Source organism: Lentzea sp. NPDC006480 (genome assembly GCF_040611995.1).
Taxonomy (GTDB): domain Bacteria; phylum Actinomycetota; class Actinomycetes; order Mycobacteriales; family Pseudonocardiaceae; genus Lentzea.
Genome location: NZ_JBEXPJ010000094.1, coordinates 1 through 17286 on the forward strand (window position 1 = coordinate 1; position 17286 = coordinate 17286).

17 protein-coding genes are annotated in these 17286 nt (G+C 67.2%); 14 read left to right on the plus strand and 3 right to left on the minus strand.

Features of this window, described 5'->3' with window-relative positions; translation table 11 throughout:
* Positions 1-75 precede the first annotated feature (75 nt).
* Positions 76-588 (minus strand): carbonic anhydrase, encoded by a 513-nt coding sequence (locus tag ABZX92_RS29805; protein ID WP_355566425.1) that lies wholly within the window; start codon positions 586-588, stop codon positions 76-78.
* 154 nt (positions 589-742) lie between these two features.
* On the opposite strand from ABZX92_RS29805, the gene ABZX92_RS29810 reads away from it, so the two are divergent.
* Positions 743-1414, plus strand: a complete 672-nt coding sequence (locus tag ABZX92_RS29810) for a hypothetical protein (RefSeq protein WP_355566428.1) — start codon at positions 743-745, stop codon at positions 1412-1414.
* Here the strand turns inward: ABZX92_RS29810 and ABZX92_RS29815 are convergent, their stop codons facing one another.
* Positions 1415-2518 carry a LacI family DNA-binding transcriptional regulator gene (locus tag ABZX92_RS29815; RefSeq protein WP_355566431.1) on the minus strand — a complete coding sequence of 368 codons (1104 nt, stop codon included), beginning with the start codon at positions 2516-2518 and terminating at the stop codon, positions 1415-1417.
* Positions 2519-2652: 134 nt separating this feature from the next.
* On the minus strand, positions 2653-3690 hold the full coding sequence (locus tag ABZX92_RS29820; RefSeq protein WP_355566434.1) for a LacI family DNA-binding transcriptional regulator: 1038 nt from the start codon (positions 3688-3690) through the stop codon (positions 2653-2655).
* A gap of 222 nt (positions 3691-3912) precedes the next feature.
* Between ABZX92_RS29820 and ABZX92_RS29825 the strand changes: the two genes are divergently transcribed.
* The 13 genes from ABZX92_RS29825 (at position 3913) to ABZX92_RS29885 (ending at position 17240) form a co-directional block, all read left to right on the plus strand.
* Positions 3913-5169, plus strand: a complete 1257-nt coding sequence (locus ABZX92_RS29825) for an extracellular solute-binding protein (RefSeq protein WP_355566436.1) — start codon at positions 3913-3915, stop codon at positions 5167-5169.
* A gap of 99 nt (positions 5170-5268) precedes the next feature.
* Positions 5269-6147, plus strand: a complete 879-nt coding sequence (locus ABZX92_RS29830; protein WP_355566515.1) for a sugar ABC transporter permease — start codon at positions 5269-5271, stop codon at positions 6145-6147.
* Positions 6147-7043, plus strand: coding sequence for a carbohydrate ABC transporter permease (locus ABZX92_RS29835; RefSeq protein WP_355566439.1), 897 nt, complete (start codon positions 6147-6149; stop codon positions 7041-7043). Before ABZX92_RS29830 ends, ABZX92_RS29835 begins: the two co-directional genes overlap by 1 nt.
* 114 nt (positions 7044-7157) lie before the next feature.
* Complete coding sequence (gene ugpC, locus ABZX92_RS29840; protein ID WP_355566442.1) at positions 7158-8252, plus strand: sn-glycerol-3-phosphate ABC transporter ATP-binding protein UgpC; 1095 nt, start codon at positions 7158-7160, stop codon at positions 8250-8252.
* Between the two features lie 98 nt (positions 8253-8350).
* Positions 8351-9220: a zinc ABC transporter substrate-binding protein gene (locus ABZX92_RS29845; protein ID WP_355566445.1), complete on the plus strand. Its 870-nt coding sequence runs from the start codon at positions 8351-8353 to the stop codon at positions 9218-9220.
* Entirely contained in the window at positions 9217-10008 is a 792-nt protein-coding gene (locus ABZX92_RS29850; protein WP_355566448.1) for a metal ABC transporter ATP-binding protein, read from the plus strand. The genes ABZX92_RS29845 and ABZX92_RS29850 overlap by 4 nt, the downstream gene beginning before the upstream one ends.
* The gene (locus ABZX92_RS29855; protein WP_355566451.1) at positions 10005-10820 is read left to right on the plus strand and encodes a metal ABC transporter permease; all 816 of its coding nucleotides are present in this window, start codon (positions 10005-10007) and stop codon (positions 10818-10820) included. Before ABZX92_RS29850 ends, ABZX92_RS29855 begins: the two co-directional genes overlap by 4 nt.
* A gap of 103 nt (positions 10821-10923) precedes the next feature.
* On the plus strand, positions 10924-11658 hold the full coding sequence (locus ABZX92_RS29860) for a GntR family transcriptional regulator (protein ID WP_355566454.1): 735 nt from the start codon (positions 10924-10926) through the stop codon (positions 11656-11658).
* A 39-nt stretch (positions 11659-11697) separates the two neighbouring features.
* Complete coding sequence (locus ABZX92_RS29865) at positions 11698-11925, plus strand: ferredoxin family protein (RefSeq protein ID WP_204761638.1); 228 nt, start codon at positions 11698-11700, stop codon at positions 11923-11925.
* A gap of 11 nt (positions 11926-11936) precedes the next feature.
* Positions 11937-13244, plus strand: a complete 1308-nt coding sequence (locus tag ABZX92_RS29870) for an ABC transporter substrate-binding protein (protein WP_355566457.1) — start codon at positions 11937-11939, stop codon at positions 13242-13244.
* Between the two features lie 26 nt (positions 13245-13270).
* Positions 13271-14008, plus strand: coding sequence for an ABC transporter permease (locus tag ABZX92_RS29875; RefSeq protein WP_355566460.1), 738 nt, complete (start codon positions 13271-13273; stop codon positions 14006-14008).
* Positions 14005-14661, plus strand: coding sequence for an ABC transporter ATP-binding protein (locus tag ABZX92_RS29880; RefSeq protein WP_355566461.1), 657 nt, complete (start codon positions 14005-14007; stop codon positions 14659-14661). Before ABZX92_RS29875 ends, ABZX92_RS29880 begins: the two co-directional genes overlap by 4 nt.
* Positions 14658-17240: a fumarate reductase/succinate dehydrogenase flavoprotein subunit gene (locus ABZX92_RS29885; RefSeq protein WP_355566464.1), complete on the plus strand. Its 2583-nt coding sequence runs from the start codon at positions 14658-14660 to the stop codon at positions 17238-17240. Before ABZX92_RS29880 ends, ABZX92_RS29885 begins: the two co-directional genes overlap by 4 nt.
* Positions 17241-17286 lie beyond the last annotated feature (46 nt).

Genomic DNA, 17286 nt, shown 5'->3' on the forward strand with positions numbered 1-17286 from the left:
GGAACCTCGTCTGGCTGTGCGGAACCGAGTCGCGCAGCCACGAACAAGCGCGCTCCACGATCTCGGAGCGGCTGATCAGGCGGCTGCGGTGCTTGCGGCGTCTACCTCGCGCAGCTCGCCCGTGTGCACGTCGTAGACGAACCCGCGGATCTTGTCCGTGTGCGGGATGAACGGGCTGCGGCGCAGCCGGGCCATCGATCCGCGCACGCTCTGCTCGACGACCTTGAACGCCTCGACGGCCCAGGTCGGCCGCAGACCGGTCTCGGTCTCCAGCTCGTCCTTGAAGTCGTCCTCGGTGACCATTTCCAGACCGCAGTTCGTGTGGTGCACCAGCAGCACCTCGCGCGTGCCGAGCTTGCGCTGGCTCAGCGCGAGCGACCGGATCGCGTCGTCGGTGACGACACCTCCGGCGTTGCGCAGCACGTGCGCCTCACCCTGCTTCAACCCGAAGATCTCGAACACCCGGATGCGCGAATCCATGCAGGTGAGGATTGCCACCTGCAGGGACGGCTTGGCGGACGAACGGTCTCCGGGAACCACGTTCCCGAGCTCGTAGTTCCGCTTGAGCAGTTCGTCGATCGCGGTCATGACACCCTCCATGGCCTACCGGCGGACCTCGCGACATCGATTGGAACCGGTGTTAGCGTCCGTTCACAAGGGGTTTCCGGTCAATGTCACGTTCAACCGATCGAGCGATGCTCGCCTCCCGCTCGATTCCACCTGGTCCGGCTACGTTCGGGCCGTGATCGAGCCCACAGGTCCGCTGCCGTCCACGGTGTACTGGCGCCGCCGCATCGCCGCCATCGGAGCCGCGCTGGTCACACTGCTGCTGGTGATCTGGATCGTCGGACTCTTCGGCTCGAATGAGGAGGAAACGGCCAAACCGACCAACGCGGCCGCGGCGTCGTCCTCGAACCCGCCGCCCACGATGTCCGAGTCGCCGGTCGCTTCCTCGTCCTCGACCACACCGCCGCCCTCACCGACGCCGACCACGCCGCCGCCCCCGCCTCCCGGACCGCCGCAGCCGTGCGCGGACGATGCGATCGCGGTCGTGGCGAAGGCGAACAAGCCCTTCTACACCATCGGTGACCAGCCGGAACTGTCGATGGACGTGGTCAACAACGGCCAGGCGCCGTGCATCAAGGACATCGGCCGCCAGCACCGCGAGCTCACCGTGATGAGCGCGGACGGCGCGACGCTGCTGTGGTCGAGCAACCACTGCCTGGCGAACGTGGGCTCCGAGGTGCGCGTGATGCAGCCGAAGGAAGTCTTCAACTACGGCACCAAGTGGGCCGGTTCCACCTCGAAGCCGGGGTGCGGTGAGCACACCCGGCTCGGGCCCGGCGACTACCTGCTGGTGGCGAAACTGGCCGGCAAGGCCAGCTCACCTGTTGTCTTCAGGCTGGAATGGTGATCAGGGACCGAACCAGCGCTCCTCGGCACCACCGCGCGGCGCCGCCGACGTCTTGCCGATGATCAGCTCGGTCGCGAGGTTGACCGACCGCGGCCGGGTCCGCTCGTTCGCGTCGAGCAGCAGCTTGCCCGCCGCCCGGCCCTTCTCCAGCACCGGCTGACGAACCGTGGTGAGCCCGGCCTCCTCGCCGGCGCGGATGCCGTCGAACCCGGTCACCGTGATGTCGTGCGGTACGCGCAGGCCACGTCGTGCAGCCTCGGTCAGCGCACCGAGCGCCAGCACGTCCGAGGTGCAGATCAACGCGGTGACCTGCGGGTCGCGGTCCAGCACCTGGGCCGCGCCGGACGCACCGGAAGCCATGTTGTGGTCGAAGCGCTCGACCACGGGCACCTGCGACCAGTCGACGCCTGCCTCGCTGAACGCCTCGGCCAGGCCGGACAGGCGGTTGCGCTGCACGTGGAAGTGCGCGGCGTGCTGGCGGTCCGGGGTCACGAAGCCGTCGTTGCGGTCGCGCGCGAGGCGCATGCACACGACGCCGATTCGACGGTGGCCCAACGAGATCAGGTGCTTCGCGAGCTCGTACATCGCACCGCGGTCGTCGATGCCGACCCGGTCGACCGTGCCGAGGTCGGGCTGGTCGCAGACGACTGTCGGAACGGGGCGTTCCAGCACCGCGGCGAGGTGCGGGTCGTCGTCCGGCACCGAGTAGACGACGAAGCCGTCGACACCCGCGCGGTGGACGGACGCGACGTCCTCGCGCTCAGGATTCGCGGGGACCAGCAGCAGCCCGGTTCCGGCGTCCTCGCACGCCAGTGCGAGGCCCTCCAGGAACCCGATCGCCGCCGGGTCGCGGAACGCGTAGGAGAGGTTCTCGGTGAGCAACAGGCCCACCGCACCGGCCTTGCGCGTGCGCAACGAGCGCGCCACAGGATCCGGGCCGGGGTAACCCAGCCTTCGGGCCGTGTCCAACACCCGCCGCCTCAGCTCAGGGGAGAGCTGGTCGGGACGGTTGTAGGCGTTGGACACCGTTGTCCGGGAAACGCCCAGCTCAGCGGCCAGAGAGGCCAGCGTTGCCGGACGTCGCACATGCATCGACCGCGCCATGAAAGGACCGTAACGGTTCAGAACCAATTCGTGAAGCGAGGGTGACCTGTGTCCCTCAAATGACGCATCCGCGCTGGTTGACCCATCTGCCTTGTTCAGAAGTTGGTCCAGACCAATATCGGCTATTGGGCGTCTCACTTCGGAGGCGCAGACGATTCCCTCACGACGAGCCGCGGCCGGAAGACGCGGGTGTAGTTGTCGGTGCCCTGCCTGCGGCGATCCGGATCCAGGCGCAGCACGAGCTCGTCGATCGCGGCCGCCGCCATCTCCTCGATCGGCTGTGCGAGCGTCGTCAAAGCGGGCGATGAATAGGCAGCCAAAGGAATGTCGTCGAACCCGACGACCGAGAGCTCGTCCGGTACGGAAATCCCTCGTTGGTGTGCCTCGCGCATGACGCCGAGCGCCATGTGGTCGGACGAGCAGATCACCGCGGTCGGTTTGACCGTGTCGATCAGCTGGCCCACCGCGACGCCACCGCCTTCCGCGCTGAACGGCCCGTGCGCGACGTACTCCGAGCCTGCGGGCAGATGGTTCTCCTCAAGAGCAGCAGCCCATCCGGCGCGCTTCAACCTCGACGGCAGCGACCGCGCTGGACCCGAGACGAACCCGATCCGCTCGTGGCCCAGGTCGATCAGGTGCTTGGTGGCCGTGTAGCCCGCGAGCTGCTCGTCCACCGTCACGTCGGGCACGTCGAGCGCAGGCGTGGCACCGTTCAGGAAGACCATGTGGACGCCGTCCGCGACGAGCTTCGCGTAGTAGCTCGGCCGGGGCGCCTGACCGAGCGGCACCTCGACGTTGGTGATCTCCGGTGACACGAACACCATGCCCTCGACCCCGCGAGCCAGGAGCATCCGGACGTACTCCTCCTCACCCATCGGTGCGCCGCTGCGGGTGTTGCACAGCAGCGACGAGTAGCCGAGGCGTGCGGCCCGCGTCTCCAGGGCCTCGGCGAACGCGGGGAAGACCGGGTTCGAGAGCTCCGGCACGAGCAGGCCGATCACGCCGGTGCGCTGCAACGCACCGAGCCCGCGCGGGGTGTACGGCATCTCCGCGAGCACCGACAGCACGCGCTGCCTGGTCTCCTCGTTCACACCCGCACGCCTGTTGAGAACACGGCTGACGGTGGAGATGGACACCCCGGCTGCCCTGGCGATCTCGGACAGTCCGGACACGTTGCCTCCCAGCTCAGATCGGGTTCGGCGCAAGCTTGCCGCGCTCAGAAAAATTTTGCAACGCGCGTTTGCAAGACAGTGCCGTTACGGCTTGGTTACGGTCGACGTCTTGACCTGACCATGGTTCTGGTAGTGAAATCGCCCGCAACATTCTCGCAAAACCTTGCAAGACCCCTCATCTCACTGGGAGATGGGGCCCAGCTGGAGGGAACGGCAGCAACGATGCGACGGACAACCCTCGTGACCGCCATGGCGACGGGTGTCGCCCTCGTGCTCACCGCCTGCGGAGGCGGTGGATCGAGCAGCAGCGGATCCGACTCGGGCGAAGTGACCTTCTGGGACACCAGCGGCCCCAACGAGAGCCCCGTGTTCAAGAAGATCGCCGAGGACTGCGCCACCAAGGGCGGCTACAAGGTCAAGGTCGAGACGCAGGCCTTCGACACGGCCTTCGCGAACTACAAGACCGCCGCGCAGGGTGGCCAGGGTCCGGACGTCTTCCGCGCCGAGGTGGCCTGGGTGCCCGCGCTCGCGAAGCTCGGCTACGTGGCCGACCTGACCGACACCGACCTCGCCAAGGACACCTCCGACTTCCTGGAGGCTCCATTGGGCTCGACCAAGTTCGAGGGCAAGACCTGGGCCGTGCCGCAGGTGACCGACTCGCTGGCGCTCTTCTACAACAAGAAGAAGCTCGTCGACGCCGGTGTCGAGCCGCCGAAGACGTGGGACGAGGTCAAGGCTGCCGCCGCCAAGCTGGGTGGCGAGAAGTCGATCTTCCTGAACAACGACGCGTACTACGCGCTGCCGTTCATCTACGGCGAGGGCGGCGACCTGGTCGACGCCGCGTCGAAGAAGATCGTGGTCAACTCCGAGAAGAACGTGAAGGCGCTGCAGACCGCCAAGGGCCTGCTCGACGCCAAGGCCGCGTTCACCTCGCTGGACGCCACGAACTCCTACACCACGATGCAGGCCGCGTTCACCAGCGGTGACACCGCCATGGTGATCAACGGCCCGTGGTCGGTCGCCGACTACCTCAAGGGCACCGCGTTCACCGACAAGGCGAACCTCGGCATCGCGCCGGTTCCCGGTCCCACCGCGGGCAAGGGCAGCGCGCCGGTCGGTGGCCACGACTACACGATCCGCCAGGGCACCAAGGCGAAGCAGTCGTCGGTCAAGCTGATCCAGTGCATGGCGTCAGTCGAGTCGCAGGCCGCGATTGCCAAGGACCTCGGCCTCCTGCCGACCCGCAAGTCCGCCTACAGCAACGCCGACGTCAAGGCCAACGCCGTCGTCGCCGCGTTCGAGCCGGTCACCAAGGTCGCGCACGAGCGTGCCTGGATCCCCGAGGGCGGCCAGCTGTTCGACCCGCTGAAGATCGCCTACGCCGACGTGCTCGCCGGCAAGAAGGAGGCCAAGGCGGCGCTCGACGACGTTGCCAAGGCCTACAAGGACACCGTCGTTCCCGAGTACTCGATCGGCTGATTGGTGTTGAACGGCCGGGGTTTTCGCCCCGGCCGTTCGCCTGAGGTTCGGAGGAGTTCGGTGCGTCGGTTCCTGGACCGGTACTGGTACGCGTATGCGATGGTGCTGCCGGTCGTGGTGGTCATCGCGGTGTTGGTGCTCTACCCGCTCGCGCAGGGCGTGTTCTTCACCTTCACGAACATCAACGAGGGCAACATCGCCAACCCGGTCCTGGACCGGCCCGCGTCGTTCGACGTGGTGGGCTTGAAGAACTACCTGAACGTGCTGTCCGGCGGTGAGTCGTACGGCGAGTTCTGGGGCACGCTGGTCCGCACGCTGATCTGGACGTTCTCGTGCGTGTTCTTCCACTACACGATCGGTCTCGGCCTGGCGCTGCTGCTCAACCGCCAGGTGCGTGGCCGCTCGTTCTACCGGGTGCTGCTGATCCTGCCGTGGGCCGTGCCCGCGTTCATCAGCGCGTTCGCGTGGAAGTACATGTTCAACGCGCAGTACGGGATCATCAACCAGGTCCTGCGCGCCGTCGGCCTGCCGGATCCGGTGTGGCTGGGTCAGTCCGGCTGGGCCCTGGTGTCCGTGATCATCGTGAACGTCTGGCTCGGCACGCCGTTCATGATGGTGGCGCTGCTCGGTGGCCTGCAGTCGATCCCGGGCGACCTGTACGAGGCGGCCGAAGTGGACGGTGCCACGCCGTGGCAGCGGTTCCGCCACGTGACGCTGCCGGGTCTGCGCTCGGTGTCGTCGACCGTGATCCTGCTGGGCATCATCTGGACGTTCAACATGTTCGCGGTGATCTACCTGGTGGCGGGTCCGAACCCGAACACCCGGATCCTGGTGACGTACGCGTTCGAGCGCTTCTTCTCCGGCGCCTCACGCGACTACGCCATCGCGTCGACGTACGGCGTGCTGATCCTTTCGGTTTTGTTGGTGTTCGCCGCGGTGTACCGGCGGGCGCTGCGCAAGCAGGGCGAGGTGTGGTGATGACGCTCGATGCTTCGTCTCTCCAGGTCGTGCAGGCCCCGGAACGCCGGCTGCGCCGCGCTCAGCGCTCTGTCGGTGCTTCCGTCGCGCTGCACGCCACTCTGATCGTCGCCGCGATCATCGCGGTGTTCCCGATCTTCTGGGTCTTCGTGACCTCGTTGAAGCCGGACGCCCGCGCGGTCGAGCCCACGCCCAAGCTGGTCAACGAGTCCTCTTTGGACAACTACACCCGGATCCTGGCCGGCGAGAAGGGCGACTTCCTCGCCTGGTTCGGCAACTCCGTGGTGATCGCGCTGATGACGACCGTGCTCGGCGTCTTCATCTCGGCCACCGCCGGGTACGCGGCGTCGCGGTTCCGGTTCCCCGGCAAGCGCGGCCTGATGATGTCGTTCCTGCTGGTGCAGATGTTCCCGTTCGCGGTGCTGATCGTGCCGCTGTACAACATCCTGATCGCTCTCGGCCTGAACGGGACGTCCATCGGCCTGGTGCTGGTGTACTGCACGACCGCGGTTCCGTTCTGCACCTACATGTTGAAGGGCTACTTCGACACGGTGCCCGCGGACATCGACGAGGCGGGCCGCGTGGACGGGCTCTCGCCGTTCGGCGTGTTCTGGCGGCTGATCCTGCCGCTGGCCAAGCCGGGTCTCGCGGTGACGGCGTTCTACGCGTTCCTGACCGCGTGGGGCGAGGTGGCGTTCGCCTCCGCCTTCCTGTCCGCGGCGGACGAGAGCAAGACGCTCGCCGTGGGGCTGCAGGTGTTCGTGCAGCAGAACCGGACGGAGTGGGGGCACCTCGCGGCCGCGTCCATTCTGGTCGCGATTCCCGCGGTGATCGTGTTCTACCTGGTGCAGCGCTTCCTGGTGACGGGCCTCGCGTCCGGCGCGGTGAAGGGCTGACACGACGTAAGCGCTTACGTTGCGAACTGGTGCAACGTAAGCGCTTACGTCTGTTCCCGTAAGCGCTTGCAATGCCTAACGTCGCGCCCAGACAAGCGGTGAAAGGTGCGTCACATGGCTGAGGTGTCCTACGTCAAGGCTTCGCGGGTCTTCTCCGGCAACCCGCCGGTCCGCGCGGTCGACGAGCTCTCCCTCGAGGTGAGCGACGGCGAGTTCCTGGTGCTGGTCGGTCCGTCCGGTTCCGGCAAGTCGACCGCGCTGCGCATGCTCGCGGGCCTGGAGGACGTCGACGAGGGCGCCATCCACATCGGTGGCAAGGACGTCACGAACGTGCCGCCGAAGGGCCGGGACATCGCGATGGTGTTCCAGTCGTACGCGCTGTACCCGCACATGACGGTCGCGGAGAACATGGGCTTCGCGCTCAAGCTTCGTGGCGTCAGCAAGACCGAGATCAAGGCGAAGGTCGAAGAGGCCGCCAAGATGCTCGACCTGCAGAAGTACCTGGAGCGCAAGCCGAAGGCGCTCTCCGGTGGTCAGCGTCAGCGTGTCGCGATGGGTCGCGCCATCGTGCGTGAGCCGTCCGTGTTCCTCATGGACGAGCCGCTGTCCAACCTGGACGCCAAGCTGCGCGTCGAGACCCGTGCGAACATCGCCGCTCTCCAGCAGCGTCTCGGCACCACCACGATCTACGTCACGCACGACCAGGTCGAGGCCATGACGATGGGCCACCGGGTCGCCGTGCTCAAGGACGGCCTGCTGCAGCAGTGCGACACGCCTCGCGCGCTGTACGACCGCCCGGCCAACGCGTTCGTCGCCGGCTTCATCGGCTCGCCGGCCATGAACCTCAAGACCGTTCCGATCAGCGCCGAGGGTGCCAAGCTCGACGGCATCATCGTGCCGCTGTCGCGTGCCGCGCTCGACGCCGCCGGCGGCCTGGACGAGGTCACGTTCGGCATCCGTCCCGAGGCGCTCGGCATCGTGCCGTCGAGTGACGAGGGCATGGACATGACCGTCGAGCTGGTCGAGGAGCTCGGTGCCGACGCGCTCGTGCACGGTGCGGTGAAGATCGGCGACTCGTCGCAGCGCTTCGTCGTCCGCGTCGACGGCCGCACGCCGCCGACCCTGGGCCAGCACGTCAAGGTCGCCGTCCGCGACACCACCGAGATCCACCTGTTCCACCCCGAAACGGGCGAGCGCCTGGAGGCGTGAGTCACACGCGAAAGCCCCCGGCGTGACCGTCGGGGGCTTTTTCGTGTCGTAAGCTGAACTCGACAACGGTTTCCATTACCTGATCGAGGGACGGCGTGATGACTCTCCGCAACGTTCTGGTGGGCGCGCTCGCTGTGGTGAGCCTGGCCGCCTGTGGCACGACGACGCCTTCCGGAGACAGCGGAAAGATCCAGGTCGTCACCTCCACGAACGTGTGGGGCAGCGTCATCAAGGCCGTCGGTGGCGACGCGGTCGAGGTCAAGGCGCTGCTGGACGACCCGAGCGCCGACCCGCACTCGTACGAGAGCAAGCCCGCGGACGCCGCGCTGATCAAGGACGCCAAGCTGGTCGTGTTCAACGGCGGCGGCTACGACGACTTCTTCCCCAAGCTGATCACCACGGAGGGTCAGCGGAAGATCGAGGCGTTCCCGCTGCGCGAGCACGACCAGGACGAGAACGAGCACGTCTGGTACGACCTGCACACCGTGCGCGCGGTGGCCGAGGCGGCCGCGAACGAGCTGGGTGCGATCGCGCCGGAGAAGAAGACGACGTTCGAGAGCAACACCGCCGACTTCACCGCGAAGCTGGCAGAGCTGGAGAAGAAGGTCGACGGCGTCGGCAAGGGCCGCAAGGCCCTCGCGACCGAGCCCATCGCGCACTACCTGCTGGACGAGACCGGTGCGCAGGACGTCACGCCCGAGGCGTTCAGCAAGGCGATCGAGGAGGAGTCGGACGTGCCGGCCGCCGCGCTCGCCGAGACGAACCAGCTGGTCGAGAGCAAGCAGATCAACGTGCTGGTCGACAACACGCAGACCGAGAACCAGGTCACCAAGGGCATCGTCGAGAAGGCCAAGTCGGCGAACATCCCCGTCGTCGCGGTCACCGAGACGTTGCCCGACGGTGTGACCAGCTACCTTGACTGGATGAGCAAGCAGGTGGACGCGCTTTCCCAGGCGCTCAAGGCATGAGCGCGATCTCGCTGCGCGGGGCACGCCTGTCCTACTCCGACAGGGTGCTGTGGGACGGGCTCGACCTCGACGTCGAGCCCGGTGAGTTCCTCGCGGTCCTCGGGCCGAACGGGTCCGGCAAGACCAGCCTGATGAGGGTGCTGCTGGGGTTGCAGCAGCTGTCGTCGGGTTCGGTCGAGGTCGCGGGCGGCAACCACGCCATCGGGTACATCCCGCAGCAGCGAGCGCTCGAGCAGTCCATGACGTTGCGCGGCCGCGATCTCGTCGGTCTCGGCCTCGACGGCTACCGGTGGGGTCTTGGCGTGCGCAACCGCCGTGAGCGCCGCGTCCGGGTCGACGAGGCCATCGCTGCCGTTGGTGCCACGCGGTACGCCGACGCGCCGTTGGGCCTGTTGTCCGGTGGTGAGCAGCAACGGTTGCGGGTCGCGCAGGCACTCGTGGGCGACCCACGCGTGATGCTGTGCGACGAGCCGTTGCTGTCGTTGGACCTCGCGAACCAACGAGTGGTCTCCGAGCTGATCGACAAGCGCCGGCGCGAGGCAGACACCGCGGTGTTGTTCGTGACGCACGAGCTGAACCCGGTGCTGCCGTTGGTGGACCGGGTCCTGTACCTGGTGGGCGGGCGGTTCCGGGTGGGCAAACCCGACGAGGTGATGAACTCGGCGACGCTGTCCGAGCTGTACCGCACACCGGTCGAGGTCGTGCGGGTGCGCGACCAGATCCTGGTGGTCGGCGCGGGTGCGTGCGAAGAGCAGACGCACCACCTCACCGCGGAGGCCGCGTCGTGAGCTTTCTCGACCTGCTCGAACTGGACTTCGTGCAGACCGCGTTGATCGCGGCTGCCGTGCTGGGGCTCGTGGCCGGCGTGCTGGGGCCGCTGGTGGTCACGCGCAAGATGGCGTTCGCGGTGCACGGGACTTCCGAGCTCGCGTTCACCGGTGGCGCGGCGGCGTTGCTGCTCGGCATCAGCGTCGGGTACGGCGCGCTGGCCGGGTCGATCATCGCCGCGGTGCTGCTCGGCGTGCTCTCGCGGCGGGAGAGCGACCGCGACTCGGTGATCGGCGCGATCCTGGCGTTCGGCCTCGGCATGGGCATCCTCATGCTGTCCCTCTACAAGGGACGGTCGAAGAACAAGTTCGGCCTGCTGACCGGGCAGATCGTCGGCGTCGACTCGACCGACCTGCAGCTGCTGGTCGTCTCGTCGATCGCCGTGCTGGTCGTGCTGGCGTTCATCTACCGGCCGTTGTTCTTCTCCTCGGTCGACCCCGATGTGGCGATCTCGCGCGGGGTTCCGGTGCGCGGGCTGTCGATCGTGTTCGCCGTGCTGGTCGGTGTGGCGACGGCGTTGAGCGTGCAGGTCGTCGGCGCGCTGCTGGTTTTGGCGTTGATGATCACCCCCGCTGCCGCCGCGATGCGTCTCACGGCGTCGCCTCTTCGCGCGACCGTCCTTTCCGTTGTTTTCGCGGAAGTGGCGGCGGTCGGCGGCATTCTGCTGTCGCTGCAACCAGGGCTTCCGGTTTCCGCGCTCGTCACGGCGGTGAGCTTCGTGATATACCTCGTATGCCGAGGTATTGGGGCTGTTCAACGCCGTTCCACCTGATGGACTGGCGTATCGCCCCTCTTTTGCCTGCTTAACGCGCTGACCAGGTGGCGTAACACGCTGGTAACAAACTGATCGTCGCAATCCGTCCATGCTGTGGGCCATGAGCAGCAGCCCGCGAACCGAGCGGCGGTTGCGCGCCGACCGGGCGCGACAGGCCGCCGACGTGATCCGCCAGCAGGTGGTGCGCCGTGCGTTTCCCGGCGGCGTGCTGCCGGACGAGCGCTTTCTCGCCGCCGAGTTCTCGGTGTCCCGCAACAGCATTCGCGAGGCGCTGGAACTGCTGCGCGAGGAAGGCCTCATCGACCGCGTGCCGGGCGTTGGCACCGTGGTCGTGGCGGACAAGGTCGAACACGGGCTGAACCAGCTGATGGGACTCGCGGAAACCCTGCACGAGCACGGGCAGATCACCAACGACGTGCGGGCTGCGACCGTGATCCGGGCGCCTTCGGTTGTCGCGCAACGACTTCAGCTTCCCGCTGACTCTTCTGTCGTCTACGTCGAGCGGTTGCGGCGGCTGAACGGGCTGCCGTTGTCGCTGGACCTGACCTATCTGGCGTTGGACGTCGGCGAGCCGTTGCTTTCCGAGGATCTCGTCCACCGCGACATCTTCTCGTTGATCGAGCAGACGTCCGGGCAGCGGCTCGGCACGGCTTCGGTGGCGTTGGAAGCCGTCAACGCCGATCTGCACTCCGCGACCGTGCTGGAGGTGCCGCGCGGGGCGGCGCTGATGGTCGTGGAACGCCTCAGTCATTTCGCATCCGGCCGTCCGGTCGATCTGGAGTTCATTCGCATGCGCGGCGATCGCTTGACCATGCGTGCCGAAATCTGTCGCTGAACAACCTCATATTTCCCAACACTTTCCTGGAGTTGAGTCATGGCTCTGGTCAACAACCGTGCCGACGTACCGGTGACGATCAACGAATCCAAGTGCATCGACGGCTGCCGGCTGTGCGTTGACATGTGCCCGCTCGACTCGCTGGCGATCAATCCCGAGTCCGGCAAGGCGTACATGCACGTCGACGAGTGCTGGTACTGCGGCCCGTGCGCCGCTCGCTGCCCAACGGGTGCCGTGACCATCAACATGCCCTATCTCCTGCGGTGAGAGGAAAAACTGTGAAGCGCGTTCTTCTGTCTTCGGTTCTTCTGCTCGCCGCGTGCGGGACGGGCGAGGCGGCTTCGGGTTCGGAGGTGCCGATCGTCATCGGCTACCAGTCGAAGACCATCAACACGGTCACCGCGGGCACCTTGTTGAAGGACAAGGGGTTCTTCGAGCAGCGGCTGGCCGAGCTCGGGAAGAAGACCGGCAAGACGTACAAGGTGACGTGGCAGGACTACGACACCGGTGCGCCGATCACCGCGCAGATGATCGCCGGGAAGATCGACATCGGCTCGATGGGCGACTTCCCGTTGCTGATCAACGGTTCGCGCACGCAGAAGCAGGGTGACCAGGGCACCCGGATGGTCGCGGTGACCGGCTACAACGCCCGCGGCGGGCTGAACTCGGTCGTGGTGCCGCCCAGTTCGCCGGCCAGGACCCTCGCTGATCTCGCTGGGCAGAAGGTGTCCGCGAGCGTCGGGTCGGCCGGGCACGGGACGTTGGTGCGGGCGCTCGGCGACACCAAGGTGACCATCGAGAACCAGCAACCGTCCGTGGGTGCTTCGGCGCTGCAGTCCGGGAACGTCGCCGCGCTGGCGCAGTTCGTGGCGTGGCCTGGGCAGCTGGTGTTCGCGGGGCAGGCGAAGCTGCTGTACGACGGGGCCGCGCTGAACCTGCCGACGTTGCACGGAACTGTGGTGCGGAATCCCTTTGCGCAGCAACAGCCCGAGGTGTTGCGAGAGTTCCTGCGGGCGCAGCTCGACGCGACGAAGTTCTTGCACACCAAGCCTCTTGAGGCGGCAGAGATTGTTTCGAAGGCCACCTCGCTGGCGGTCGAGGTCGTGTACCTCTACAACGGGCCCAACGGCATCGCGACGTTCGACCTGTCGCTGAAGTCCGTGCTGCGCAAGGCGTTGAAGGAGGACGTGCCGTTCCTCAAGTCGATCGGCAACATCGACGAGCTCGACGTGGACAAGTTCATCGACGACAAGCCGTTGAAGGACGTCGTGGAGTCGACCGAGGACCTCACGAACCCGGCGACGCTGGGCGGGGACCCGAAGGTGGCGAGCGAGGCGTGGTTCGAGGGTGCGGCTCCTGAGGCCGTGGCGTCGCCGACGGCATTGCTGAAGCTGGTGAACGCGAGCGGCAAGAAGCTGCGGGTCGGGTACGTGCCGGATGCCGAGACGGGTACGCGCTGGTTCGCCGACCACGCTTTCTGGGTGCGGTCGGGTGCCGAGCTGCTGCCGTTCGCGACCGAGGCGGCCGCGTCGAAACGTGGTCCGGTGCTGACGTTCCAGCAGGCGCTCGCGTTGGCGGGCAAGTGATGCGCTGGGCGTTGAGGATCGGGTCCGTGGCGGTCGTGTTGGTGCTGTGGCAGGTGCTCACCGCGACCGATACGCGGATGTGGCTGCGGTTCGACCAGCTGCCGACCGTCGTCGAGGTGGCGGAGCGGTTCGCGGTGCAGGTCGGTGGCGTGGAGTACTACCACGACCTGGGCAACAGCCTGGCGCGGATCATGACCGGTTTCCTGCTGGCCGCGGTGCTGGGCATCGCGTTCGGAGTCCTGATCGCGCGCTCGCCGCTGCTGGGCGACCTGCTGCGGCCGCCGCTGGAGGTGGTCCGGCCGATCCCGGCGATCGCGCTGGTGCCGATCGCGATCCTGCTCTTCCCGACCGACGAGCAGGGGATCGTGTTCATCACGTTCATCGCGGCGTTCTTCCCGATCATGGTGTCGACGCGGCATGCGGTGCGCGCGTTGCCGACGATCTGGGAGGACGCGGTCCGCACGATGGGCGCTTCGCGGTGGCAGGTGCTGTTCCGCGTGGTGCTGCCCGGCACGTTGCCCGGTGTGTTCGGCGGTTTGTCCGTCGGCATGGGCGTGGCGTGGATCTGCGTGATCTCGGCCGAGATGATCTCCGGCCAGTTCGGCGTCGGCTACCGCACCTGGCAGGCCTACACGGTCGTCGACTACCCCGGCGTGATCGTCGGCATGGTCACCATCGGCCTGCTCGGCTACCTGACGTCCGCCGCTGTCGAACTGCTGGGCCGCCGCGTGACGCGGTGGCTGCCCCGGGAGGCGTTGAGATGAGCCTGAACGTGCGTTCGCTGACCGTCGGCTACGGCCGGTCCGCGGTGCTGTCCGAGTTCTCGTTGGCCGTCGCTTCCGGCGAGTTCGTGGTGGTGGCCGGGCCTTCCGGCTGCGGCAAGTCGACGCTGTTGCGCGCGATCGCCGGCCTGATTCCTTTTGCCGGCGCGATTTCCGTGGACGGCGTGGCCGTTCGTGGTCCGTCGCGGGACCGGGCGCTGGTGTTCCAGGACGACGGCTTGCTGCCGTGGCGGACGGCGTTGCGCAATGTGGAGCTTCCGCTTGCGCTGCAGGGAGTTCCGCGGTCGCTTCGCCGTTCCCGGGCGGTGGAGTGGCTGGAGCGCGTCGGGTTGGCCGGGTTCGAGGGCTACCTGCCGCGCGAGTTGTCCGGCGGCATGCGGCAACGGGTGCAGCTGGCGCGGACGTTGGCGCAGCAGCCGTCCGTGGTGCTGATGGACGAGCCGTTCGGCGCGCTGGACGCCCAGACTCGCTCGTCGATGCAGGAACTGGTGACCGAGGTGCTGGCAGGCACCACGACTCTGTTCGTCACGCACGACGTCGACGAGGCCGTGCTGCTGGGCGACCGCGTGGTCGTCCTGGGCGCGGGCGAGGTCGAACGCGAGCGCGACGCGATTCTCGCGGCGGTGAAGGCATGACGGTTGAGATGTCCTGCGACGTGCTGGTGATCGGCGGAGGCACGGCCGGCTCGATGGCCGCGATCACCGCGGCCGAGGCCGGGCGCTCGGTTCTGCTGCTGGAGAAGGCCCACGTCCGGCACTCCGGTGCGTTGGCGATGGGGATGGACGGCGTCAACAACGCGGTCATCCCCGGGAAGGCCAGGCCTGAGGACTACGTCGCCGAGATCACCCGCGCCAACGACGGGATCGTCAACCAGCGCACGATCATGCAGACCGCGACGCGCGGTTTCGAGATGGTGCAACGGCTTGAGCGCTACGGCGTGAAGTTCGAGAAGGACTCGTTCGGCGACTACAACGTCCGGCAGGTGCACCGGTCCGGGTCGTACGTGCTGCCGATGCCCGAGGGGAAGGACGTCAAGAAGGTCCTGTACCGGGTGATGCGGGAGCGGCGGTTGCGCGAACGCCTGCGGATCGAGAACCGGGTGATGCCGGTCCGGGTGCTGGTGTCGGAGGGGCGTGCGGTCGGGGCTGCCGGGTTCAACACCCGGACCGGCGAGTTCGTGACGGTGTCGGCTGGAGCGGTGGTGCTGGCCACCGGAGCTTCTGGCCGGCTCGGGTTGCCTGCGTCCGGTTATCTGTACGGGACTTACGAGAACCCGACCAATGCCGGCGACGGGTACTCGATGGCGTATCACGCTGGCGCCGAGCTGTCCGGGATCGAGTGCTTCCAGATCAACCCGTTGATCAAGGACTACAACGGGCCCGCTTGTGCGTACGTGGGGAATCCCTTCGGGGCGTACCAGGTGAACGCTCTGGGGGAGCGGTTCGTCGACTGCGACTACTGGTCCGGGCAGATGATGGCCGAGGTGGCCTCGGAGATCGCTTCTGCTCGTGGGCCCATCTACCTGAAGACCACGCACCTGCCCGAGGAGTCGATCTCGGCGTTGGAAGGGATTCTCCACTCGACGGAGAGGCCTTCGCGCGGGACGTTCCACAGTGGACGGGGGCGCGACTACCGGACCCACGACATCGAGATGCACATCTCGGAGATCGGGTTGTGCGGTGGGCACTCGGCTTCCGGGGTTTGGGTGGACGAGAACGGTCTTACGACCGTGCCCGGGTTGTACGCGGCTGGGGATTTGGCCTGTGTGCCGCACAACTACATGATCGGGGCGTTCGTGTTCGGGGACTTGGCCGGTGCGCATGCGTCGGCCCACCTGGCTCCGGCTGGTGAGCTGCCTGCCGAGCAGGTTGCCGAGGCACATGAGCTGATCTACCGGCACATGCGGCAGCCTGACGGGCCGCCGCAGCCTCAGGTCGAATACAAGCTTCGCCGGTTCGTCAACGACTACGTGGCTCCGCCCAAGACCGCGACCAAGTTGTCGTTGGCGTTGGAGGCGTTCGACCGGATGGTGGCGGAGATCGCCTCCATGGGGGCCCGGTCTCCGCATGAGTTGATGCGGTGTGTGGAGGTCTCGTTCATCCGGGACTGTGCGGAGATGGCCGCGGCGTCCTCGTTGATGAGGGACGAGTCCCGGTGGGGGCTGTACCACTCCCGGGTTGACCTGCCTGAGCGTGATGATGCCCGGTGGTTCCACCACCTGAACTTGCGGAAGAACGCTGCCGGGGAGATGGAGTTTCTCAAGCGGCCGGTGGCTCCGTACCTGGTGGACGTGGAGGGGGTGCCGCATCGGAACGGGGCTGAGGAGTACCTGGGGGTGCGGGCCGCTGCTGTTGCCACCGCTGAGGACTCGGCCGTCGCCGAGGACGTGGTCGTGGAGTCCGAGCGGGTGCTGGAGGTGCTCGCGCTCGTCGACACGCAGCCTTCGCTGGAGGCGTTGGAGCCGTACCTGGCGGACGCCGATGTGACGGTGCGCCGGGCCGCCGTGTCCGTGCTGACCGAGGCCGTGCCTGCCGGGTTCGAGTTCGCTCTGGTCAGGGCCATGGCGGGCGCCGGTACTCGGGACGTCGCCGCGGCCGGGCTGCGGGAGCTGGTCGAGGTCGTGCCGGCGTCCCCGGAGCTGCGGGAGGCGTTGGAGCGGTCGCCTGCTCGGGCGGTGGCGTTGGAAGTGTTGTGGGCGTTGAAGCTCGGGACGGTTTCGGTCTACTCCGCCGGGCTGCCGGATCCTGACGTTGAGGTGCGGTTGGCGGCTGTTCGGGGGCTGGTCGCGCTTCGCGCTGATGAGAGGTTGGCTGCTGCCGCTGGGGATTCGTCCCGGGAGGTTCGGGTGCAGGTTGCCCGGGGGATCTCCGATGTCGGTGTGCTGGTGGAGCTTTCACGGGATGCGGATTTGTTCGTGCGGGCGGCGGCTTTGGAGGCTGCGGCTCGTTGTGGGTGGCCGTTGGAGTTGCATGAGCGGGCTGTTGAGTTGATGGACGATGAGGCTTGGGAGGTTCGGGTTGGGGTGGCTTGGGGGCTCTCCTCTCCTGAGTTGGTGGTTGGCCTGTTGGAGGATCCGAACCTTGACGTTCGGAAGGCTGCCGTTCGGGCTTTGGGGCGGTTCCGGGATGAGCCTGGGGTTGTGCTGGGGTTGAAGAGGGCGTTGGACGATTCTGATGCTGATGTTCGGGCTTATGCGCGGTTGGCGTTGGGGTGAGCCGCCGGCTCGTTGGCGGGCGATTTGGCGTCTGCAAGTACCGCCA